The 21,623-nt window shown below is 51.5% G+C and carries 20 protein-coding genes; 7 read left to right on the top strand and 13 right to left on the bottom strand.

What is annotated here, in order from left to right; translation table 11 throughout:
- Nucleotides 1-317: 317 nt before the first annotated feature.
- The 4 genes from O4H49_RS16655 to O4H49_RS16640 all read right to left on the bottom strand — a co-directional run bounded on the left by O4H49_RS16655 (nucleotide 318) and on the right by O4H49_RS16640 (nucleotide 4,228).
- Nucleotides 318-1,409 carry a MaoC family dehydratase gene (locus O4H49_RS16655; RefSeq protein ID WP_269424575.1) on the bottom strand — a complete coding sequence of 364 codons (1,092 nt, stop codon included), beginning with the start codon at nucleotides 1,407-1,409 and terminating at the stop codon, nucleotides 318-320.
- Nucleotides 1,410-1,514: 105 nt separating this feature from the next.
- On the bottom strand, nucleotides 1,515-2,402 hold the full coding sequence (locus O4H49_RS16650) for an HpcH/HpaI aldolase/citrate lyase family protein (RefSeq protein ID WP_269424574.1): 888 nt from the start codon (nucleotides 2,400-2,402) through the stop codon (nucleotides 1,515-1,517).
- A 247-nt stretch (nucleotides 2,403-2,649) separates the two neighbouring features.
- A complete protein-coding gene (locus tag O4H49_RS16645; protein ID WP_269424573.1) occupies nucleotides 2,650-3,675 on the bottom strand; it encodes a fumarylacetoacetate hydrolase family protein in 1,026 nt (341 codons plus the stop codon).
- Between the two features lie 16 nt (nucleotides 3,676-3,691).
- A complete protein-coding gene (locus O4H49_RS16640; RefSeq protein ID WP_269424572.1) occupies nucleotides 3,692-4,228 on the bottom strand; it encodes a VOC family protein in 537 nt (178 codons plus the stop codon).
- 405 nt (nucleotides 4,229-4,633) lie between these two features.
- On the opposite strand from O4H49_RS16640, the gene O4H49_RS16635 reads away from it, so the two are divergent.
- The 5 genes from O4H49_RS16635 (at nucleotide 4,634) to maiA (ending at nucleotide 8,806) form a co-directional block, all read left to right on the top strand.
- Nucleotides 4,634-5,659, top strand: a complete 1,026-nt coding sequence (locus O4H49_RS16635; RefSeq protein WP_269424571.1) for a TRAP transporter substrate-binding protein — start codon at nucleotides 4,634-4,636, stop codon at nucleotides 5,657-5,659.
- Between the two features lie 81 nt (nucleotides 5,660-5,740).
- A complete protein-coding gene (locus O4H49_RS16630) occupies nucleotides 5,741-6,259 on the top strand; it encodes a TRAP transporter small permease (RefSeq protein WP_269424570.1) in 519 nt (172 codons plus the stop codon).
- Between the two features lie 11 nt (nucleotides 6,260-6,270).
- Nucleotides 6,271-7,575 (top strand): TRAP transporter large permease, encoded by a 1,305-nt coding sequence (locus O4H49_RS16625; protein ID WP_269424569.1) that lies wholly within the window; start codon nucleotides 6,271-6,273, stop codon nucleotides 7,573-7,575.
- Between the two features lie 78 nt (nucleotides 7,576-7,653).
- The gene (locus O4H49_RS16620) at nucleotides 7,654-8,139 is read left to right on the top strand and encodes a MarR family winged helix-turn-helix transcriptional regulator (protein ID WP_269424568.1); all 486 of its coding nucleotides are present in this window, start codon (nucleotides 7,654-7,656) and stop codon (nucleotides 8,137-8,139) included.
- Nucleotides 8,140-8,149: 10 nt separating this feature from the next.
- Entirely contained in the window at nucleotides 8,150-8,806 is a 657-nt protein-coding gene (gene maiA, locus O4H49_RS16615) for a maleylacetoacetate isomerase (protein ID WP_269424567.1), read from the top strand.
- A gap of 20 nt (nucleotides 8,807-8,826) precedes the next feature.
- Here the strand turns inward: maiA and O4H49_RS16610 are convergent, their stop codons facing one another.
- Entirely contained in the window at nucleotides 8,827-9,315 is a 489-nt protein-coding gene (locus tag O4H49_RS16610; RefSeq protein WP_269424566.1) for a MaoC family dehydratase, read from the bottom strand.
- A 90-nt stretch (nucleotides 9,316-9,405) separates the two neighbouring features.
- Here O4H49_RS16610 and O4H49_RS16605 point away from each other — a divergent pair, with 90 nt between their 5' ends.
- Entirely contained in the window at nucleotides 9,406-10,173 is a 768-nt protein-coding gene (locus tag O4H49_RS16605) for a hypothetical protein (RefSeq protein ID WP_269424565.1), read from the top strand.
- A 41-nt stretch (nucleotides 10,174-10,214) separates the two neighbouring features.
- On the opposite strand, the gene O4H49_RS16600 is transcribed toward O4H49_RS16605, so the two are convergent.
- The gene (locus O4H49_RS16600; RefSeq protein ID WP_269424564.1) at nucleotides 10,215-11,408 is read right to left on the bottom strand and encodes an MFS transporter; all 1,194 of its coding nucleotides are present in this window, start codon (nucleotides 11,406-11,408) and stop codon (nucleotides 10,215-10,217) included.
- Nucleotides 11,409-11,564: 156 nt separating this feature from the next.
- Between O4H49_RS16600 and O4H49_RS16595 the strand changes: the two genes are divergently transcribed.
- On the top strand, nucleotides 11,565-12,527 hold the full coding sequence (locus tag O4H49_RS16595; protein ID WP_269424563.1) for a GlxA family transcriptional regulator: 963 nt from the start codon (nucleotides 11,565-11,567) through the stop codon (nucleotides 12,525-12,527).
- 3 nt (nucleotides 12,528-12,530) lie between these two features.
- Here O4H49_RS16595 and O4H49_RS16590 read toward each other — a convergent pair whose 3' ends face one another.
- The 7 genes from O4H49_RS16590 to leuD all read right to left on the bottom strand — a co-directional run bounded on the left by O4H49_RS16590 (nucleotide 12,531) and on the right by leuD (nucleotide 21,617).
- Complete coding sequence (locus O4H49_RS16590) at nucleotides 12,531-15,053, bottom strand: PEP/pyruvate-binding domain-containing protein (RefSeq protein WP_269424562.1); 2,523 nt, start codon at nucleotides 15,051-15,053, stop codon at nucleotides 12,531-12,533.
- Nucleotides 15,050-15,646, bottom strand: coding sequence for a TetR/AcrR family transcriptional regulator (locus O4H49_RS16585; RefSeq protein ID WP_269424561.1), 597 nt, complete (start codon nucleotides 15,644-15,646; stop codon nucleotides 15,050-15,052). Before O4H49_RS16585 ends, O4H49_RS16590 begins: the two co-directional genes overlap by 4 nt.
- Nucleotides 15,647-15,851: 205 nt before the next feature.
- Nucleotides 15,852-16,871 (bottom strand): aspartate-semialdehyde dehydrogenase, encoded by a 1,020-nt coding sequence (locus O4H49_RS16580; RefSeq protein ID WP_269424560.1) that lies wholly within the window; start codon nucleotides 16,869-16,871, stop codon nucleotides 15,852-15,854.
- A 150-nt stretch (nucleotides 16,872-17,021) separates the two neighbouring features.
- On the bottom strand, nucleotides 17,022-17,186 hold the full coding sequence (locus O4H49_RS16575) for a hypothetical protein (RefSeq protein WP_269424559.1): 165 nt from the start codon (nucleotides 17,184-17,186) through the stop codon (nucleotides 17,022-17,024).
- A gap of 145 nt (nucleotides 17,187-17,331) precedes the next feature.
- Nucleotides 17,332-19,530, bottom strand: a complete 2,199-nt coding sequence (locus O4H49_RS16570) for an inverse autotransporter beta domain-containing protein (RefSeq protein ID WP_269424558.1) — start codon at nucleotides 19,528-19,530, stop codon at nucleotides 17,332-17,334.
- Nucleotides 19,531-19,747: 217 nt separating this feature from the next.
- A complete protein-coding gene (gene leuB / locus O4H49_RS16565; protein WP_269424557.1) occupies nucleotides 19,748-20,860 on the bottom strand; it encodes a 3-isopropylmalate dehydrogenase in 1,113 nt (370 codons plus the stop codon).
- 154 nt (nucleotides 20,861-21,014) lie between these two features.
- Complete coding sequence (gene leuD / locus O4H49_RS16560; protein WP_269424556.1) at nucleotides 21,015-21,617, bottom strand: 3-isopropylmalate dehydratase small subunit; 603 nt, start codon at nucleotides 21,615-21,617, stop codon at nucleotides 21,015-21,017.
- Nucleotides 21,618-21,623: the final 6 nt, after the last annotated feature.

Here is a 21,623-nt window from a genome sequence, read left to right as displayed (position 1 = left end):
TCAGAAACGACATGGAATAAAAAGTAAAATCAGTCTCGCCCGACAAGATTTTTTTACTTTTTATCTCCTATTAAATTTCAAATAAAACACCCCTGCTGCAGCGCAATAATTCATCAAAACACTACCCTGAAAATTTATTTTCCCAGTGGTTTTTTTCAACAGCAAACTTTTATTTGCAACTTATCCATCCCGGTTTTAACCTGGCTTACTTGTTATTCAACAAACAACCCGGCTGCAGGAATTTATTACTTTCCAGAAACTCTCAGCCCTCGGGAGCAAAGTCACCTCCACACGAGTTCGGCACCACCAGCAGGGGCTCACCTTGGCATCAAAACCGTATAATCCAGGTCAAGAACAACATCTGGATGACACCCCCCCTGCTCATCACGCAAGGGAAAATCACCACAGTCATTATTCTTCGCCGCTACCAGCCGAACACGAAGCGCACCAACATCACTGCGTCCTGACAATTCAATTTTCTCTAGCACTTCGCTCCAGGCATAGATTGTATCCCCGGCGAAAGTAGGCGCCACATGCGTCCCTCCATTAAGGGCAACAACCTTTACAGCATTTTCCATACCATTGAATGACAGGGAGCGGGCAAGCGAGATGATATGCCCACCATAGATCAGGCGACGCCCAAAGCGCCCCTGGCCTTCACTATGCTGGTTAAAATGTACCTTGGCGGTGTTTTGGTAGAGCCGGGTCGCCATCTGGTGTTCAGCTTCCTCAATTGTCATACCATCCACATGGGCAATCCGTTCCCCCACCTTGTAATCCCCCCAAAGATAAGGCGAACCGGACAAAACACTGTCAAAGCCCGCAAAGGTCATCTCTTCAGGAATCGTAAGGTCAGAAGTCTTAACACTGGCGAGTAAATCCGGAACCTCTGCTGCCTTCGTTGGACTTTTCCTCGGGGACAGAGCCAAAGCGGACATACGCACCATTACCCAACGCACATATTCAAGAACCATTTCACCATACTGGTTCCGACCTGTTGACCGGACATAGACCACACCGGTCTTGCCATTAGAATTTTCCTTGGTCCCGATCACTTCACTGGTCGTCGTCACCGTGTCTCCGGGAAACAAAGGCACCCCAAAACGGCCCTCTGCATAACCGAGGTTTGCAACAGCATTCAGGGAAATGTCTGGAACGGTTTTGCCAAACACAAGATGAAAAGCCAGGAAGTCATCGAGCGGCGCCTGCGCCAGACCAACTGAGCGGGCAAACTCGTCGGAAGAAGCAAGCACAAACCTTGATCCGTAAAGAGCCTGGTACAGAGCCTGATCACCAGCAGTTACTGTTCGGGGGGTCGCATGCTTCAAAGACATACCAACATGAAAATCCTCAAAGAAATTTCCCTTGTTGGTCTTGCTGCTCCCAAGGTTTTCATTTTTTGATGGCATTGCCTTACCCCTTATGGTTATCCCGGATATCATTCCGGACGGCATCGGCAACCTTTGATCAAGTCGTCACAACACCACGTCAGCATCCCTGTCAAACAGGGTTAATCAGGCACCCCAATAAGCCTCAAGCTCTCTGATCGCCTCAGCTGTCGCCAGAATGCGCTTCGCCTCGACGGCATGGAGATTTTCAATCAGTTTACCATCAAGGATGGCGACACCCTTGCCGTCTTTCAAAGCAGCATTATAGGCAACGACCACAGCCTGCGCCCATTCTATCGCTTCTTCAGAGGGACCAAATACTTTATTTGCCACATCGACAGTTTTGGGATGTATCAACGTCTTGCCATCAAAGCCCAGTTCACGTCCCTGGCGACAGGATTCCAGCAGGCCCTCATCGTCTTTCAGATCCAGATAGACACCATCAAGAATAGCCAGTTTGTAGGCCCTTGCGGCCAGAAGGCAGAGGCCAAGCGACGTCAGGACCGGCAACCGCATACCTGTATGTTGGGCCTGCAGATCCTTGACCAGATCCGATGTCCCCATCACCAGGCAGGAAATACGTTTCGATGCCCCGGCGATCTGCTTGGCACACAGCATCCCCATCGGCGTTTCCATCATGCACATGATAGACATTTCCCGAGGCGCGCCAGCACCAACCATCATGGCCTCCAGAGCAATCACCTGCTCTGCTGTCTCCACCTTGGGCAAAAGTATGGCATCAGCTTTTGTTTTCGAAATGGTACGGACATCTTCCATCCCCCATTCCGTATCCAGCGGGTTCACCCGGACAATAATTTCCCGGCTGCCATAACCGCCCTTCTTGATCGCCCGGACAACCTCATTGCGGGCTTCAGGTTTTTTGTCCCCCGCCACAGCGTCTTCCAGATCAAGAATCAACGCATCAGCGGCAACAGATCTTCCCTTTTCAAGCGCCCGGGGATTGGAACCCGGCATATAAAGCACGGATCGGCGTGGCCGGTGAGATTCGGTCATTCTAGCCTCCTGGAGTTCAAAAGCCTGTTATTTTCCCACCACTTTTGGGCGGCTAACAGTTATTATTGCAGTGCAGCATATTGCTTTTTCTTCATCGTTACTATTGCCAAACAGAAATAGCACCTGTTCCAAAATGGAACCAGCGAGGCAAAATCAACAACCAGCACAAACAAGAAAAGCCTGCTCCTCGACAAAGAAGCAGGCTTTTCCAACAGCAATCCAGGTCTAGACGATGATCAACAAGTACTCATCGCGTCTGATACTTGACGACCTGCTGATCAATCCGGCCAAAAATTGACTGACCGTTCTTGTCCTGCATCTCGATTGCGACACGATCGCCGAATTTCATAAAGGGCGTAACTGGGGCCCCCTGGGCAATGGTCTCGATCATACGGATTTCAGCCAGACAGGAATAACCAAGTCCCCCCTGAGAAACCGGCTTGCCAGGTCCGCCATCCAGTTTATTGGATACCGTTCCCGAACCGACAATCGCTCCCGCCCCCAATGGCCGGGTTTTTGCGGCATGCGCAACGATTTCCGGAAAACTGAATGTCATGTCCACACCCGCTTCCGGCTTGCCGAACAGCTCCCCATTCAACCAGGACTGCAACGGCAGATGGACCTTGCCACCTGTCCATGACGCCCCCAGTTCATCCGGCGTCACCGCCACGGGAGAAAAGGCACTGGAGGGTTTCGACTGAAAGAAGCCAAAGCCCTTTGCCAGCTCTGCTGGAATCAGGCCACGCAGCGAGACATCGTTTACCAGCATCAGTAATTTGATGTGATCCGCCGCGGCTGCCGCGCTTACCCCCATCGGGGTGTCATCAGTGATGACCGCGATCTCGGCTTCGAAATCAATCCCCCAGTCTTCCGAAGCCAGCGGGATATCCTCTCGCGGTCCAATAAAGCTGTCCGACCCGCCCTGATACATCAATGGATCACTCCAGAAACTCTCGGGCAGTTCGGCACCCCGCGCCTTGCGCACCAGTTCCACATGATTGACGTAAGCAGAACCATCGGCCCACTGATACGAACGTGGCAAAGGAGACTCACAAGCCTCCTGATCAAAGATCATCGCGCCCGCAAGCTCGGCTCCTTTGCGATTAAGATCCTGATAAATCTGACCCAGCGTCAGAGCGGCCTGTTCCCAGTTATCCAATGCAGATTGCAGGGTTGGCGCAATATCTCCTGCGGGGATACAGAGTTCAAGATCACGGCTGACAACAACCAGCAGGCCATCACGTGTGCCGTTTTTATATGTTGCGAGTTTCATCTATAGATTACCTGCCTTAAGAGCTACGTGCTTTTTCATGCATCCAGTCCGCATGCTTTGGTGCCCGCTTGGTTTTTGACCACTCTTCCAGCATTTCCCATTTCACGGCATCGAGCTTCTTGTTCATCTCAGGGGTTCCGACATTCACGGCCAGTTCAATCCGGTGTCCACTGGGGTCAAAGAAATAGATCGACTTGAACAGCGTATGATCCGTTGGTCCCAGGACATTAATACCATCAGCTTCCAGCTTGGCTTTGACCGACATCATCTCGTCCATCGTAGCAACGCTCAATGCCAGGTGCTGCACCCATTCCGGTGTATTCGGATCACGGCCCATCGGGGGTGAATTGGGAATTTCGAAAAATGCTAGAATGCTGCCTTTTCCTGCATCAAGAAAGATATGCATATAGGGATCTTTTGCCTTGGTCGAGGGAACCTCGTCTTCAGCAATCGCAAGAATAAAATCCATATTCAGGTACTTTCCGTACCATTCGACCGTTTCCTTGGCATCCTTACAGCGATAAGCAACGTGGTGTATCTGTTCGATTTTCATCTTCAACCTCATAGGCATGAGGCCATACGGGACCCCGTACAACCGATTTATGACGCATCAATACAATCTGGCCAGAGCAACTCTGGCGAACTGTACAAACACACAGTTAAGACGTTCGAGATTAGTTACAAATGAAACTAATTCAAGGAATATCGTAAATTTCACCATACCACACTACGAATAATTTTCATTGATTTAAATTATATTGTTATAATTCAATAAATTAACTGAACCATAAATTTACCCAAAAAATTAATTGCCAATTTGTTTCATATGAAACTATTATGATCAACCAGCCAATTATGGATTACAAATAGCAAATCCACTGGCTTGATAAAGAGCGACGCTCACTCGCAAATTGGCCTGAACAAACAGGCCACCGCCGTACAGGAAGGCTATTGATCCATGAAACACATACTACTTGCCGCTGCCGCAACACTGGCAACATCACTGGCGACAGCCACGTTAACTCCTGCCCTTGCAGAAACCATCGAGCTCAAACTCAGCCACTTTCTGCCAGCATCACACCCGACGCATACAGATTTCCTTGAGCCTTGGGCCAAAGAACTGGAAGAGCAGACAAACGGACAGGTAAAGGTCACAATTTTTCCCGCCGGATCCGCTTTTGGACATGTCGCCAAGCAATACGATCAGGTCCGTGCCGGTGTTGTCGATATCGCTCACGGCCTGACCGGCTTTCCCCGTGGCCGCCTCCCGCGCACCCTGATTATGGATCTGCCTTTTCTTACCAAGTCAGCCGACGCAGCGTCCCGGGCTCTCTGGGATCTTTATCCTGAATATCTGGCCGAAGAATACGACGGGCTTAAGGTTCTGGCTCTCCATGCCCACAATCCTGGCCTGATCCATACCCGCGACAAACAGGTAAAAACCATGGCTGATCTGGAAGGGTTGCGTCTGCGCACCCCAAGCCTGGCAACATCCATGATGCTTGAACAGCTCAATGCAACGCCTGTCGGCCTGCCTCCGACCCAGGTTTATGAAAACCTGCAAAAGGGTGTGATCGACGGCAACCTGTTCCCGTATGACGGCGTACATGGCTTCAAGCTTGCCGAAGTTCTCGACTACCACCTTGATGCCAAGGCCTACACCACCAGCTTCTATTTCGTTATGAACGAGAAAAAATATAACGCCCTGCCCGAAGATATCCGTGCGGCCATTGATGCCATCAGCGGAGACACTCTGGTCGCGAAGTTCGGTCCCTGGTGGAACAAATGGGATGAGCCCGGCATTGCTGATGTGAAGGCCAAAGGCAATTCCGTTTTGACACTTTCTGACAGCGAACGGGCGGAATGGCGCACAGCCCTTCAGCCCACCACAGAAAAATACCTCAAAAGCATCGAGGAATCTGGTGTGGCAAACGCCCGCGAAATCTATGAGGCGGCTGTAAAAACCATCGCCAAATACGAATAATCCGGCGCCCCGGCTGATTGGAACAAGAACAGTCAGCCGGGTTTTCCCGAAAATTAATACGCCAGAACAACAGGCACAAGCATGATCAAACAGTCCCACAGGATACTCGGCAGCGTGACAAAATACACCGCTGGACTTGGCATGCTTTTCCTGCTTGGAGCCATGCTGATAACCACGTCGGATGTCATTTTGCGCAAGATGGATGGGGCAGGTATCTATGGCACAATTGACTTGATCCAGCTCATGATCCTTTCGGCTGCCTATCTTTCTATTCCCCAGACCTTTATGAGCGGGAGCCATGTGGCAGTCTCCATCATCACGGACCGTTTGCCCTTGCGGCCTGCCGCGCTGTTCCAACTGATCGGGGCCCTGCTCAGTTGCTGTTTCATGTTCGCCATCATGGTTTTTTCCTTTACCCAAGCCCAAATGCAGAACGAGTACGGTGATATCTCCATGACCCTCGGGCTTCCCATGATCTACTACTGGATCCCCCTTGTCATCGGATCCGCCCTCTCGGTTCTGGTTGCGCTTCATCTGTGCATTGCCAGCTTCTATACCCTCGTCACTCAACGGGATGTCCTGTCCCTGCACAAGCCATAGGGCCCAGAACCATGTCTCCGGAAATAATCGGCCTCATCTCCTTTGTCGTTCTGTTGGGTCTAATTGCTTTTCGCATTCCCATCGCCATTGCCATGGGAATGGTTGGGGCCATCGGCGGGCTGATCGTCAACGGATATGATTCCGTTGCCTTTATCATGGGCTCTATCCCTTTTGAGTCTGTCTTCCCTTACTCTCTCTCGGTCATTCCGCTGTTTATTCTGATGGGGGCTTTCTCGGCCCGGGCCGGACTATCCCGCGCGCTCTATGACGGCGTTCATGCCTTTATCGGCCACTATCGGGGCGGCCTCGCCATGGCAACAGTCGGCGCCTGCGCCGCCTTTGGGGCCATCTGCGGATCATCGCTGGCAACCGCCGCGACCATGTGCCGGGTCGCAATGCCTGAAATGCGTCGTCGCAACTATGATGATGGTCTTGCCAGCGCCACCATCGCTGCTGGCGGCACATTGGGTGTGCTGATCCCTCCCAGTGTCATCATGATCATCTACGCCATTCTGACCGAGCAGTCGATCGGGCGCCTTTTCGCTGCCGCGCTGATCCCCGGTCTCCTGGCTACCGGGCTCTACATGCTGGCCATCTGGATCAAGACCGCCAGAAACCCCGCATTCGGCCCGGCTGACACCCGGGTAGAATGGCCTCAAAGATTCTCGGCTCTCTTCAGTGTCTGGCCTGTCATTCTTCTGTTTGGCGTTGTGATCGGTGGAATCTACGCAGGCTGGTTTTCCCCGACCGAGGCAGCAGCTATCGGTGCCATCGGTGCTTTTCTTCTGGCGCTCGCCAAGCGCCAGCTCAATCTGCGCAGCTTCTGGGAAAGCCTGAACGAGACCGCCAACACCACGGGAATGATTTTTCTTATTCTCGTCGGCACTGCTGTATTCAATTATTTCATTGAAACCACAGGCCTGCCTCAGTCATTGGTTTCCTTTGTCACGGAACTGGGTTGGGATCGCTATATGATCCTGATTCTGCTGGTTATCTTTTATATAATCCTGGGGTGCTTCATGGATGCCCTCTCCATGATCCTCCTCACCCTGCCGTTTATCTATCCCCTGATTACCTCACTCGGTTTCGATCCGATCTGGTTTGGTGTGATTATGGTGTCTGTGGTTGAAGTCGGGCTGATCACTCCCCCCGTAGGCATGAACCTCTTTATCATCATGGCTGGCACCCCCGGCCTGACCCTGCAAACAATCAGCCGGGGCGTCGTGGCCTTTCTTTTTGCCGATGTTGCCCGCCTTGCCTTGCTCATACTTTTTCCGGCCCTCTCTCTGTGGCTTCCGGCTATGATTATGGATTAGACCAGACTTTAACCAACAAACTGCACAGCCAAACAAGACCAACCGCAATGATGACACCAGATAACAGGCCCATAACATATGACCCCGCGTAACAACGAGATCGATAGCCTCAATCTCAAGGACTTCTTCCCATACGAAGTCCGGATCTTTTACCGGGCGATCAGTCAATCCGTGGCCACGATCTACACCCACGCCTATGGGCTGACGGTGTACCAATGGCGGGTTATGGTCGTACTGGGGAATTATCCCCCGCTTTCAGCCAGCGAAGTCGTCGACCATTCCAGTCTGGACAAGGTCCAGGTCAGCCGGGCGATCAAAGGATTGCTCAAGGCCGGATATCTGGAACGGGGTGTCAGCAGTGCCGATAAACGTCGGGTCAATCTTTTTCTGACCCGAGAGGGTCGCCGGATATTGAGCGAACTGATCCCCCAGGTCAGGGCGCGGGAACAGGAAATTCTGGCAGGACTTTCTCCTGAAGAAGAACGCATATTGCGCTCCCTTATGACACGCGTTCGAACAAATGCCGAAAAATGCCTGAACACAGAAACCCCTGAAACCCTGTGAAAGTCTAGCCATGGACCTCTATACCTACTGGCGCTCAACAGCTGCCTACAGGGTGCGGATCGCCTTCAATCTCAAGAACCTCCCTTACCAGAGCAGCCCACTCCACCTGGTCAGGGATGGCGGGCAACAGCTGGGAGAGGCTTATCAGCAGATCAACCCTCAAAAGCTGGTCCCCGCCCTTCGTGTTGAAAAGGGGGAAATCCTGACCCAGTCTCTCGCGATTATCGAGTACCTGGAAGAACAGTACCCTGATCCCGCCCTTTTGCCTGCCACAACAATCGAGCGTGCACATGTCCGGGCTCTGGCCCAGAATATTGCCTGTGATATTCATCCCCTGAACAACCTCAGGGTTCTGAAATACCTTACCGGCCCTTGTGGCCTTTCCAAAGAGCAGCAGACTCAGTGGTATCGTCACTGGATTGATGAAGGCTTTGTTGCCCTTGAAGCAACTCTGTCCCAAAATTCTTCTGCTGGCGACTTCTGCCATGGCGACAACCCTGGTCTCGCAGATTGCTGCCTCGTCCCCCAGATCTATAACGCCCGGCGTTTTTCCATTCCGCTCGAGAATTACCCGACCCTCTGCCGGATCGAGAAAAACTGTCTGGCCCTGACGGCCTTTGACAAGGCCCGCCCAGAAAAACAGCCGGATGCAGAAACTGCCAGCTAATTTAAGCGGTGACTTTTCTCCTATGAAACAGTCGCGGGGATAACATCAGGATCCAGTACTGTTTCGTCTTCCGCTTGATCGCACCCGGACTGCATCAGGGTTGTTCTGTGGCAATCCAGCACCAGTTCATCTTTGTTGCGAAAACAGAAATGCTGAAAAGTGACGACCTCCCAGTCCGGGCGACTGCGTGAGCTCCTGACATGAAGGATACGGGTCATAAAATTCAAGGTGTCCCCGATCTGTACCGGTGCATGATAATGCACGTCGTCGATTGAAAGATTTCCGATCAAGCCTTCCATTGTCAGATCATAGACCGAAACCCCCAGCGTCAGGCTCAGGGTGTACATACCGTTGACCAACACACCAGAAAAGCCACTTTCCCGGGCTTTCTCTACATTGATATGCAGAGGTTGAGGATTCCAGGTCAATGAGCAAAAGAGGCTGTGATCCCCCTCATTGACTGTTTTGGTAAAGCGGTGCCGAATCTCCATTCCTGTTACAAATTTCATAATAGCCATTCTCCTGATTGACAATTATTACGGTTTTATATTATTAATATATACACGCATTAGTTGCAATTCATATTTATGGAGGACACTATGCAGCTTATAGACTGGCCGATCTGCCCTCACTACAGCCGGGCGTTTTTTAAAAGCAGACTTGTTGCCCTGGAAAACGAGATCAAAGCCCTGGGCCTCTCCGTGGAAATTTCTACGGATTTTGATCACTACCAGGACATATCCAATGCCATGCCGGATACCAAATATGTAAATCCGGCCTTTGATCCCGCGTTGAATACACTGACACCCGACCGCTGTTTCTGGATCAACGTTTATCTTCAGCAGCCGGATAATTGTGTCAGCTACATCTCTGCCAAGCTTTTGCCCTATACCAGCTTGCGCGAGTCATTGGAGAACCTGCGGTTTTGGTATGAACAGGGTAAAATCCCCGATGGCACAACCATTCGTGAGCTCTCGGTTGATCGAGAAAAAACAGTTCGCGGAAAACTGTCCTATAGCGGGCGCCTCTATACCCGACCGGATTGGCGACGCAAGGGCCTCAGCAGGATATTGCCACATCTGACCCGAAGCCTGATCCTCAGCCGTTTTGATGTGGATTATCACTTCGGGGTTATGAACCATATCCTGCATGAAAAAGGGCAAAATCGGCACTACGGTTTTGCCCATCTCGAAAAGTGGCTGCACCTCGACTTCAGATATCGGCAGGACGTCCCTGTGGATTTACGCCTCTATGTACTCTATATGTCCCGCCACAACATTATCGAGGAAATCAGAGCCGCCGGATCACCACCTGTATCCGATCTCACCGAAGCAGCTATCCCGAGGGTCCCGGAGTTTGTTTTCTGACCCGGTTTTTACGGAAAGGCGATACATGAAAAATCAGAGTATCACCCCTGCTCTGGCAATTCTGATCCCGGAAAGGTCATCCGTCTTTTCAAGACATAAAGTAAAACCAGTGCCAGAAAAACCATCGGGAAAGCAGCCAGTGCAACGGCTCCCCAATCAAAGGTCGAGATCAGCACACCTGACCCAAAAGAAGCCAAAGTCGCGACAAGAGCAACCAGGGTATCATTTGCTCCCTGCACAAGAGCCCGTTCAGCTGGCAGAAGATTCTCGGACAGCATGTTGGTCGCCCCGATAAAGCCAAAGTTCCATCCCAGTCCCAGAAGGATCAAAGAGATATAAAAGTATTCAAGCTCAATTCCGGTCGCGGCCATTCCCCCCGCAAGGCCAAGCAGGAATAGCCCGCAAGCAACAATTCGGGCAGACCCATAGCGGGATATCAGACTTCCGGTAAAAAAGCTGGGGGCAAACATGGCAATAACATGCCAGCGAATGACATCACTCGCTTGAGTTTCACTAAAACCACAGCTCACCATGGCCAACGGTGTCGGCGCCATCAAGAGAACCATCACACCAAAAGATACCGCGGCACAGATGACAGCTGTATAGACTGGCTGACGGCAGAGTATCTTTCCTATCGGGGCCTTTGTCGTGGTTATCTTCGTATTGAGACCAGGCGCTTTTGGGAAAGATAGCGCAATAATCGGCAAGCAACCGATCAGGGATATGACCGAGATTGCGCCGTACCCGCCTGCAAAGGGTACAGGCGTAAAATAATCCCTGGTATAGACAAAAATCTCAGGACCGATAATGGCCGCCACCAAGCCTGAACCAAGCGTGATCGAAATAGCCGTTGGCCGCCAGGATTCAGAAACAACCTCTGCTGCGGCAAAACGAAAGAAGCCGAAACAACTCAAGGCTGCCCCCAGCATCGCGTGCGCCATACACAACAGCAGAAAATTTGAAACAAACAGGCTGTAGGCACCCAGAAAACCACCAAGCCCGGCGCATAGCGCCCCAAGCAAAAAGCCACTTTTTCGACCATACCGTCCCATTAACACTGACATGGGCATGGCAGAAAGCATTCCGGCCAAAAGCTGTAGCGAAACTGGCAAGATAGCCAATTCCGGGGTCGGCGCGAGCATCACCCCGGCCAGGCCGCCCAGAATGATCAACATGGGCATTGGCGCCCCCAGGATCGCATTTCCCAACAAGATCAGGACAAAATTACAGTTCATTCGACTCTTCTCCTGCCTTGCTGTCACAACCTTGTACTCCTTGCCAAATTCATCTCTACAGCAGTTTTATCCCAAACAGATCTTGTCGAAAATGTAATTTCAGCATCATATATTGCCAAACCACCTATTCTTTTTATGCGACCAAGGACCAGACTGATGCCTCAGCAAAGACAGATTGATGTGTTTGTTTTTGAGAATGTGAACCTGCTGGATATCAGCGGCCCGGTTCAGGCATTTCACAGCGCATCTGCCCCTGACCATGTTTTCTATACACACCGTTTTATCAGCCCGGATGGCAAAAATGTCCGAACTTCCTGCGGCATGGAAATTGTTGCACAGGGCAGTATCCAAAACATAAATCCCGTTGCTGATCTCCTCATTCCCGGTGGCGACGGTATTGATGCCTTCCTTGAAGACAGGGAAATATCTACAGCGATCAGGGCCTTTGCCAGCCAAACGAAGAATCAACGCCTGATTTCAATCTGTTCAGGTGCGCTGTTACTGGCAGCAGCAGGTGTTCTTGACGGCAGACGCGCGACAACTCACTGGTCCCGAGCTCAAATAGTCAAAAGCCGCTATCCCAGGGTTTTATGGGAACTGGATACGATCTATACAAAATCCGACCGGATATATACATCAGCGGGCGTATCCACCGGCATTGATCTCGCCCTCGCTATCATCGAGGAAGACTGCGGCAGAACCCTGTCCCTGGAAGTTGCCCAGGAACTGGTGGTTTACCTGAAACGCAGCGGTGGGCAACGCCAGTTCTCTCAACTGCTTCAGGCACAGCAACAGGCTGAACCAGATCTGATCAAACTCATCGACAAAATTTCCGGCAATCCAGCTTACAACTGGACACTCAGTGAACTGGCAAAAGCATCAAACATGAGTCCCCGGACACTGGATAGGAAATTTAATCAATCCCTGGGCATTTCACCTGTCCAGTTTGTCGAGTTGACCAGACTGGAACAGGCAAAAATACTTCTGGCCAAAGGCAGGTCAATGAAGCAGGTCGCGAGCCTTTGCGGCTTTGGCGACCTCCAGAAAATGCGGCGCTGTTTTTCCCGCCATCTGGGTGTAACCACGTCCGAGTACCTGCAACATTTTGGTCGGGAATGAGGCTCAGACTTTCTTCAACACCCGCCCCAGACTTCCGTCAACTTCAAGAAACTCACCATCAGCAATACGTTGTAACGCGCCGGGAATGTTAACAACGGTCGGCAGACCCAACTCACGGGCCACAATGACGCCATGCGACATGGTGCCACCGATTTCCATCACCAACGCCCCGGCCCTTAGAAACAAGGGCGTCCAGGAAGGATCGGTGAAGGGGGCAACCATAATATCACCCTGCATCATACGCCCGCCATCATCCGGAGACCGCAAAACCCTTGCCGTGCCCTGATATCTTCCGGGAAAAGCCCCAAAGCCGACCAGCTCAGCACCGGTGAGGTTCTCTGTGATCTCAAGCGCCCGGGCCTGGCCCTGTTCTTCGATATAGACATCAGAGACACTTTCTCCGGCCCAGGCCGCATGCCGGGCACGCCTGTCACAGACCAGCTGCTTCAACCCCTTGCCATTCCAGCGTCCCGCTAGCAATGCCATGAATTCCTGAAAGGTTATCCAGCAAAGATCATCTGCTTGCTGTAACTGCCCATCGCGGACCATACGACGACCTTTTTCCAGCAACAGACGGCGGACAGGCTCCATCGCCGCAACAATCGCTGACTTGACCCGTTCCCGCAGCGCCATTCCGCCACGGGCCGCTTCTGCAGCCCGTAACAGGGCCTTGCGGTGCCGCCCCGGTAACCGCTCCAACAGCCTGTCCAGATCAGTGTTCACAGAAGCTTGCTCAACCGTTCTTGATTCCTGTGTCATCAGAAAACGGATCTGTTCAAACAAAAAGCGGGGATCTTCACTCCAACGGGGATAAACCATGTCCAGTTCCCCCACCCCTCTGTGACCGTATTGATCAAGATAATGCCGCAGTGCCGTTTCAAAAGCTCCCTCACCTCGTTTTACTGGCAATCCCTCACCTTCCAGAATACGCAGAGCCTCCTTGTCTTCTCTTGCCAGCTCAGCAATGTGGCGCAGGCTGACAGCATGTTCTGCACTATCCATCTGGCCACCCCCGCTCAAAAGAGCATGTGCGATCTTTCTGTCCGTATCATTCCTGAGCTTTCCAACCTGCTGTTCGAACAGGAACAGCTTGATCCCACAGCTGTTCGCTCCCTTGGCAAAGTCGGGCATAAAGCTTCTTGTCACTGACAGCCAACGCCACATTTCCTCAACCAGTTCCCTGTCATCAAGGGCAGCAAGATCCGTTGCTCGAAAAGCCCGGACATCGCTAAAGATCGCCGCACAGGACTGCTCCAGTTTTGCCTCCACCCCTTTCATGAGTTTCATGACCTTCAAACCGCGCCCGAGACGCCGCAACCTGACAAGCCAGTTGGTTTTTTCAGGAATGGTTATGACAGGTTGATGGCCGCCAATGCTGCGATTGGAATCACCCGGATTTTGTCCGAAGCCATCGTACCAGAGCCATTGCAACCCTGATAAATCGCCATAACACCGCCCTTTTATGCGCTTTATAGGGCGAATGCCTGCCGGGATTGGATAACCCGCTGTCCGGGGCAAAACATGCATCAGCTCGGGTATTCCCGTCTCGATAAAGCCCCAGCTTATCGGGCAGGGAATCTCGGCAAGAACTTCTTTCAGGTTCGCGTTACTCCATATGATCGGGGCATTTGAAACCTCTGGGAAAGTGCAGTGCGGCATGGCCGTGACCGGGCGTGCCTGGACAAAAACAATCCGGGTTCCGTCAAACAGCCATTCCGTGTCGTAGGGGATATCACCATCCCCGAGTGACCAGTGTAACCGCACCAGCTCCTGCCCCAGAAGAACAAGCTGGCTGTCGCTCAAAGGCCCCTCTTTCGCCTGGGCTGTCGCAACCTGGTCTCTCGGAATTTCATAGCGGCACCCCTGGACCTGGCCGCTGACAAGATCATCCGCCAGGCCTTCCACGGCCTCGACAACCATAATATCGCGGCGCCCGCTAACCGGGTCAGCTGTAAAGGCAACACCCGAGCGCATTTCTGCGGCGCCCTCAACCATCTCACACAGCGTGATTCCCATGGAAACACCTGTCAGGTCAAAGCCCATATGCAGCCGATAGGCAACAGCCCCTGCTGTCCAGAGAGACGCAAGACATTCCCTGACAGCTGAAAGCAGCTCTTCAGAACCGGTTACCGAGAGCACAGAGCGGTGCTGCCCGGCAAAAGACGCAGCGACCCCGTCCTCTCCGACAGCTGACGATCTGACAGCAAGGTTTGCTCCCTTCAGCCCGGCCTCACGCAGGTTGCTGTCCAGTTCCTGAATAAAGGCCACGGGGATATCTGCTGCAAGAATTGCCCTGTGCAATTCATCAATCAACAGCGGATCGTCCGGATTACATTGCAGACGCTTCAAGCTTGCGGCAACAAGGGGTTGCTTCAGAATTTCCCGATATAGTTCCGTGCCCAGAGCCAGTGTTTTCGGAATTGTAAAGCCATAGCGTGCCAATCTGGCGAGCCCCCAGCTTTTTCCGCCGACGATTTCAGCACCCAGATCAAAAGCTTCTTCCAGTGTGAAAACAAAACGCGTCATGATTTTACGCCCTCCAGAAAAAGTGACACTGTTTGTTCAGCCCAAAGAGGAAGATCTGTTTCCGGTCGCAAAAACCACATGAACAATCCCTGAAACAGCATTCCGATAAACATCAAAGACAAGCTCATGGGGTCGATATCGCTCCGGATTTCTCCCTTTGCCTGACACCTGGAAAAGATCTGGGCCAAAAACCCGCGGAAAGACTGCTGATCTTCCGGGTTAGGTGGAATTGGCAAACCCTTGTCATCATAGGCACTGCTCAAAACAGCCCGTCCCAGATTTGGATAAAGTCGGTTCCAGTTTACAATACCCTGAGCCAGATCTGACAGAACCTCTGCCAGCGGGGTATCCTCGGCCATCCGCTCTTTTGCCCTTGTAACCATTGGCTGCGCTGCCCGGCGTGCCAAAGCATGAACAACGGCATTCTTGCTTGGGAAGTTATAATAGAAGGTGCCTCGGGCAACCCCGGATTGTTCAATTACGGCATCGATCGTGGCAGCGTCATACCCATTCTCATTCAGAATTCTCTCCATCGCATCCATAATCAGATCACGGGATTTAGGGCGATGGGCTGGCTTTGTTGACGTAGTCATGGGACAGAAAACTCCTTTTAGACTTCAGTTCAATTTTGGACTTAAGTCTAAAATGAGTCAAGGGCATCAATGATACTGCCTGAACCCGACTGTGAAGAGATACCAATCTGACAGCCATTGGCCCAAAAAAAGGGGTGTGGAGAATTTCTCTCCACACCCGGCAAGTGCGACAGGGAAGATAAAGGGCCTCTTCGGCTGAAACAGCCTACTTGTTGAGGTGATCCTTTATCAGCAGTTCAGCAATCTGAACCGCATTAAGGGCCGCGCCCTTACGCAGGTTGTCAGCGACAACCCACAAACTCAGACCATGATCAACTGTCGGGTCAGTACGAATACGGCTAACAAAGGTCGGATCTTCACCTGCAGCTTCCTGTGGTGTGACATAACCCTCGTCCTGACGGTGATCGATAACGGAAATACCCGGGGTGTCTTTCAGGGCCTTGCGAGCCTGTTCAACCGTGACTTCCTTTTCAAACTCGATGCTGACGGCTTCCGCATGACCGATAAAGACCGGCACGCGCACACAGGTCGCCGTAACCTTGATTTTCGGATCGAGAATTTTCTTGGTCTCGACCATCATTTTCCATTCTTCCTTGGTGTAACCGTCATCCATGAAGACATCGATATGCGGGATCACGTTGAAAGCGATCTGCTTGGTAAAGCATTCTTTCTTGATCGGATCGTTGACAAAGATTCCACGTGTCTGGTTGAACAGCTCATCCATGGCATCCTTGCCTGCCCCGGAAACCGCCTGATAGGTCGACACCACCACACGCTTGACCACACCCAGCTCATGCAATGGCTTGAGGACATGCACCATCTGGATGGTCGAACAGTTCGGGTTGGCAATGATATTGCGTTTTTTGTACCCGGCCAGTGCTTCAGGGTTTACTTCCGGTACGATCAACGGCACATCCGGATCCATGCGGAAATGGGATGTATTGTCGATAACCACAGCACCTGCCGCGGCTGCCTTGGGAGAGTACTCAGCTGAAACCGAGCCTCCTGGTGAGGAGAGAACAATGTCGGTGCCCTTGAAATCAAAGGTCGCCAGGTTCTGCACGGTCAGTTCACCCACTTCGCCATAAGAGACTTTGGTTCCTGTGGAACGGCTGGACGCCAGAACGGTGATGTCCTTGATATCAAAACCACGCTCGGAAAGCGTTGTCAGGATTTCGCGACCGACGGCGCCTGTTGCGCCCATAACTGCAATCTTGTGACCCATACTCTCGCCTATACTCTTTCAGTTTCTGGCCCAACCGGACCGATTAAAATTCCGTTTCTTTACCGCCATCCAGCGGCTCTGAAGCCCTAAAGAAAAAGGGCCGCCCCTCAATGGGACGGCCCTTAAATCAGCCTTTATTCCCGAGAGGATCTACCTGCAACCGCCCATCTTCACCTTCATGGTGGTGACAGGGGTGGTAATGGTGGTCCAGGTGGTTGTCACGGTTACAACTGGACGCGCAGCAACAAACGCACGGCGAAGAGATTTCGCAGTGTGGGCAGCGCGCTGGGCCAGATATGAACCGGAATTAGACATACAACCTGTTCCACTCGGGGTTAATTCGGAGCTCACCGTAATCAGCTTTATTATGACGGTCAACCGCGAAATAAGCATTTTAACGGATTCGGCCCGGCAAAGACTATTGTACCAGGACAACTTTTTCTCTGACAACTCGGACTCCTCAGAAATTTGACACCTCCTGACAGGTTGTGCCCACATCCACAGGCGCGAGAACTGCTCCATTGATCCGAAGTTCCTGAGCCCCGCTTTGAGTGAGATTTGCCGCCATCCACTTTGAACGTCCACAGGCGGTCGCCGTATCCGTTATCCTGATATCACCCTGAATGTCACTGACATCACCCATCATCCAGAAACCGGCATTTTGCGCATTGCTGATCTGAACATTATCAAATTCGAGATTCTCAACATCTCGCATCATTCTCATCACCTGGATGCCAATGATATCAACATTGCTGATTTCAATATTGTTAAAACTTGAATCTCTGATTTCCTGAAGCATCATGCCGCTGTTTGACGCATTACTTATCTTCAGATTATCAAAATTATAGTTTTTGTTTTCTGTCGAACCGACAATGATCGTTCCATCACTGGAAAAGCCGCTTATATTTACACCACTATAATTACCGAGCTTGTTCATAGCGCCAAGATTGGTGAGAGATGAGTTCCGGTAAGACACATCAGCAGAAACTATAAAAGCCGCACCATCAGCACCCGTTTTATCAATCTCTACGTTATCAAAAGATGCATCGTGCAGATAATGATGCACCATACCTTCTTTCCTCGTCCGTGAAATTGTCGAGTTCGTAACCTTCAGGTCCCGAACATTATTGGACAAAATACCGGTACCAAGATAGTCAGCGTGATATCCGTCCACTTCAACGCCCGTAGAGCTGATAATGCGCAACCCTACCCCCGTTACAGTATTGTTGGGATTGGCATTGGAAAATCCATCCGCATTATCAAAATCCAGATTTGAAACATCCAGTCTGGAAATTTTTAAATTGGTACCGCCTTCAAAATTGACACCAGCTTCTCGCGTGGCACTAATCTGGATATCACTGAGGGTTACGTTGTTTTTACCACTGGAGTGCACCCCGTGGTAACCTCCGGAAATTACCACCCCAGACAGAGATGAATTATCATTCATTGCAAAGACATGCTTCGTTGCATCCGTTCCATGGACACTTGTATTTCCAAAGTTCATCTCACGTCCGGTCGTCGGATGCTTTACCCTGAAATTACCTCGGACTCTCTGTCCTGCTTGTAAAGTAATCGTATCATCGATGTTTAGGACTTGCCCCTTACTGTTAACAAACGCCACTTTTGTCGCTTCAGCCGTTTCAATTCCGGTTTTCAGTTCACTTCCGGTTTTGGCATCAATAACGTTCAGATCCACCAAAGCCTTTCCCGTTTCCATATCAATCGCGGGGACTTCCTCACCAAAGGCCCCTGCTTGCGCAACGACATCAACATCCCGCACGACTGTTTCGGTCATTCTTTTCTCTAACCGCGAAAGTCTGGATTGGCCCCGAGCAGTATCTGGTTGCAGGGGAATACGGAATTTCAGACCAACAAATCCCTGCCGGCCACGGGGACTATCATGCTGAAGCTCCCCATTCAGGCTAATTCTGCTCCCTTCAATAAAAACATCATTCATTCGATACTCTGCTCTGACACGAGGTCCCGTGACATTATCCACCCCTTCTTCCCAAAAATGATATCCACCAAGGTAGACACGCATTTCATCCGATTTATCCGGCATCAGGGACAGGACAGGAAGAGTATGGCCAACCTCACCGTCAAAGCCCTTCAAAGCCCTCTCCTGTCCCTCTTGCATTGTGATCGAGCTGCCGTTGAGTTGAACACTGTCAAACTTGCTTGACGTTTTGGTCGTATCGCCAAATGGCAAATAACCGTTCACCCGCAAGTCCAGGTTTTCGGTTAGGGCTTCTGCCCCAAAGGTCATCTGGTTAAAGTCGTTTCCTTCGGGTGAATGTCGGCGGTCATAGAACCCATATCCACCAACAAGCCAGTCTTCATTGACTATTTGTCGATATCCTAAGCCCACATTGGCTTCTCGGGACTGGTTATTATCCAGTTTCCCCCTTAGGTCGAGGAACACCATACTGTCCTCGTTCTGAAACAGGGGCACAAACAAGATACTTTCCCCGATATGCCGATCAGTTCCGTACTTCCCTTCCACTTCTATGTGTGCCCCCCATTTATCGGTGCTCACATTTTGCTGCTCCTTCACTTCTTCAGCCGAAAGAGAAATTGTTGTGAAAGGTAAATACGCGGTAATCCCCAGAAACAGGGCAACATGAGCGGCCCCTCTTTGTAACAGATGTTTAGCAGGCATTTTACAAACTCTTTTTTGATAATTATCCGATAATGATTCTCATTATCATTTATTTGTTATACTGACAAAAAATGTAAAATGCCAGAGAGAACCTGTTAATTATTTGAAAAGACTATGTTTACGGAGAACACCACCATTTCTCAGATAAAAAAAAGAGGGGCGGCAAAATTGATTTGCCACCCCTCTTAAAAAAACAAGAAAGTCTCTGTAGTTATCTTCAGGCCGCCTGTTCATCCAGCGCCCGCAGCAGGGCATCGCCCATGCCTTTGGTCGAGACAGCTTCACAGCCAGCAGCCATGATATCCCCGGTACGCTTGCCCGAGGCCAGAACCCTGTCGACGCCTTTTTCGATCAGGTCAGCTTCATCACCCATGTCGAAGGAATAGCGCAGCGCCATGGCAAACGACAGAAGTGTCGCCAGCGGATTGGCCTTGTTCTGGCCGGAAATGTCCGGTGCAGATCCGTGGACGGGTTCGTACATGGCTTTGCGGCGCCCCGTGGCATCTGTTGCCCCCAACGACGCGGATGGCAGCATGCCCAGTGAGCCGGTCAGCATCGCCGCGGTATCAGACAGCATGTCCCCGAAGAGGTTATCAGTCAGGATCACATCAAACTGTTTTGGTGCGCGGACCAGCTGCATTGAACAGTTATCAGCATACATGTGCGACAGCTCGATATCATCAAAGCCCTCACCGTGCATTTTGGTGACTTCCTCGCGCCAGAGAAGACCTGATTCCATGACATTGGCCTTTTCAACCGAACAGACCCGGCTGCCACGTTTGCGCGCCAGATCAAAGGCGACCTCGGTCACACGGCGGATTTCCGACGTTGTATAAACCTGGGTGTTGATCCCGCGACGCTCCCCGTTTGGCAGGGTTTCAATGCCACGCGGCTCGCCGAAGTAAACCCCGCCGGTCAGCTCGCGCACGATCATGATGTCCAGACCGGCAATCAGTTCAGGCTTGAGCGAAGAAGCGGCAACCAACGCATCAAAGCACAGCGCCGGACGCAGGTTGGCAAAAAGTTCCATTTCCTTGCGCAAACGCAGCAGGCCGCGCTCTGGCTTGATCGAAAAATCAAGATTATCCCACTTGGGTCCCCCGACAGCCCCCAGCAAAACCGCATCGGCTTCCTGTGCCAGATCCATTGTTTCATCCGCCAGCGGCACACCGTGCTTGTCAATCGCGGCGCCCCCCACAAGGTCTTCGGTAATGTCAAAGCTGACAGCCCGGCGCTTGTCCATCCACTCGACAACACGACGGACTTCGCCCATCACTTCAGGACCGATCCCGTCACCGGGGAGAATCAACAGATTTTTGTTAGATGCCATGTCTTGTCTTCTTCCGAACTATTCCACAAACAAGGGCAGACCATGAGCCACCCCAAATTAAGATCGTCTTACTCTTATGCTTTGGCCATCCCAGCAGGACCCAAAAACGAAGAGGACCTGTTGGTCCCCTTCACATTGCAACGCAAAATTGCTGTTACAGCCAGGGCTGAGTTGCCTTGCGTTTGGCTTCGAACTGGTCGATATGCTCGGCTTTTTCAAAAGTCAGACCAATATCATCCAGACCGTTCAGCAAACAGTGTTTGCGGTGCGCATCCACCTCAAACGTGATCGTGCCCCCATCAGGCCCCTTGATTTCCTGGTTTTCCAGATCAACCGAGACGACTGCATTTGACCCCCGACGGGCATCATCCATCAGCATGTCGACCTGCTCCTGCGGCAAGGCAATCGGCAGAATGCCGTTCTTGAAGCAGTTGTTGTAGAAGATATCGGCAAAACTTGGCGCGATAACACAACGAATGCCCTGATCCAGCAGTGCCCAAGGTGCGTGCTCACGGGATGAACCGCAGCCGAAATTATCCCCGGTCACAAGAATTTTGGCATCCTTGTAGGCTGGCTCATCCAGAACAAAGTCTTTGGGATTGCCCTGCTCGTCCGTGCGCAACTCATAAAACAGTCCGGCTTTCAGACCCGTGCGTTTCACGGTCTTGAGGAACTGTTTGGGGATAATCATATCCGTATCGATATTCACCAGTGGCAGCGGCGCTGCCACAGAAGTGAGTGAGGTAAATTTTTCCATAACCCT

Source organism: Kiloniella laminariae (genome assembly GCF_027214005.1).
GTDB classification, from domain to species: Bacteria; Pseudomonadota; Alphaproteobacteria; order Kiloniellales; family Kiloniellaceae; genus Kiloniella; species Kiloniella laminariae_A.
This window is presented reverse-complemented; position numbering and strand designations above follow the sequence as displayed.

Excerpts from the sequence above, each read along its gene's own strand:
- O4H49_RS16655 (WP_269424575.1), bottom strand. The coding sequence starts at position 1,409 with ATGCCATCAAAAAATGAAAACCTTGGGAGCAGCAAGACCAACAAGGGA.
- O4H49_RS16650 (WP_269424574.1), bottom strand. The coding sequence starts at position 2,402 with ATGACCGAATCTCACCGGCCACGCCGATCCGTGCTTTATATGCCGGGT.
- O4H49_RS16645 (WP_269424573.1), bottom strand. The coding sequence starts at position 3,675 with ATGAAACTCGCAACATATAAAAACGGCACACGTGATGGCCTGCTGGTT.
- O4H49_RS16640 (WP_269424572.1), bottom strand. The coding sequence starts at position 4,228 with ATGAAAATCGAACAGATACACCACGTTGCTTATCGCTGTAAGGATGCC.
- O4H49_RS16635 (WP_269424571.1), top strand. The coding sequence starts at position 4,634 with ATGAAACACATACTACTTGCCGCTGCCGCAACACTGGCAACATCACTG.
- O4H49_RS16630 (WP_269424570.1), top strand. The coding sequence starts at position 5,741 with ATGATCAAACAGTCCCACAGGATACTCGGCAGCGTGACAAAATACACC.
- O4H49_RS16625 (WP_269424569.1), top strand. The coding sequence starts at position 6,271 with ATGTCTCCGGAAATAATCGGCCTCATCTCCTTTGTCGTTCTGTTGGGT.
- O4H49_RS16620 (WP_269424568.1), top strand. The coding sequence starts at position 7,654 with ATGACCCCGCGTAACAACGAGATCGATAGCCTCAATCTCAAGGACTTC.
- maiA (WP_269424567.1), top strand. The coding sequence starts at position 8,150 with ATGGACCTCTATACCTACTGGCGCTCAACAGCTGCCTACAGGGTGCGG.
- O4H49_RS16610 (WP_269424566.1), bottom strand. The coding sequence starts at position 9,315 with ATGAAATTTGTAACAGGAATGGAGATTCGGCACCGCTTTACCAAAACA.
- O4H49_RS16605 (WP_269424565.1), top strand. The coding sequence starts at position 9,406 with ATGCAGCTTATAGACTGGCCGATCTGCCCTCACTACAGCCGGGCGTTT.
- O4H49_RS16600 (WP_269424564.1), bottom strand. The coding sequence starts at position 11,408 with ATGAACTGTAATTTTGTCCTGATCTTGTTGGGAAATGCGATCCTGGGG.
- O4H49_RS16595 (WP_269424563.1), top strand. The coding sequence starts at position 11,565 with ATGCCTCAGCAAAGACAGATTGATGTGTTTGTTTTTGAGAATGTGAAC.
- O4H49_RS16590 (WP_269424562.1), bottom strand. The coding sequence starts at position 15,053 with ATGACGCGTTTTGTTTTCACACTGGAAGAAGCTTTTGATCTGGGTGCT.
- O4H49_RS16585 (WP_269424561.1), bottom strand. The coding sequence starts at position 15,646 with ATGACTACGTCAACAAAGCCAGCCCATCGCCCTAAATCCCGTGATCTG.
- O4H49_RS16580 (WP_269424560.1), bottom strand. The coding sequence starts at position 16,871 with ATGGGTCACAAGATTGCAGTTATGGGCGCAACAGGCGCCGTCGGTCGC.
- O4H49_RS16575 (WP_269424559.1), bottom strand. The coding sequence starts at position 17,186 with ATGTCTAATTCCGGTTCATATCTGGCCCAGCGCGCTGCCCACACTGCG.
- O4H49_RS16570 (WP_269424558.1), bottom strand. The coding sequence starts at position 19,530 with ATGCCTGCTAAACATCTGTTACAAAGAGGGGCCGCTCATGTTGCCCTG.
- leuB (WP_269424557.1), bottom strand. The coding sequence starts at position 20,860 with ATGGCATCTAACAAAAATCTGTTGATTCTCCCCGGTGACGGGATCGGT.
- leuD (WP_269424556.1), bottom strand. The coding sequence starts at position 21,617 with ATGGAAAAATTTACCTCACTCACTTCTGTGGCAGCGCCGCTGCCACTG.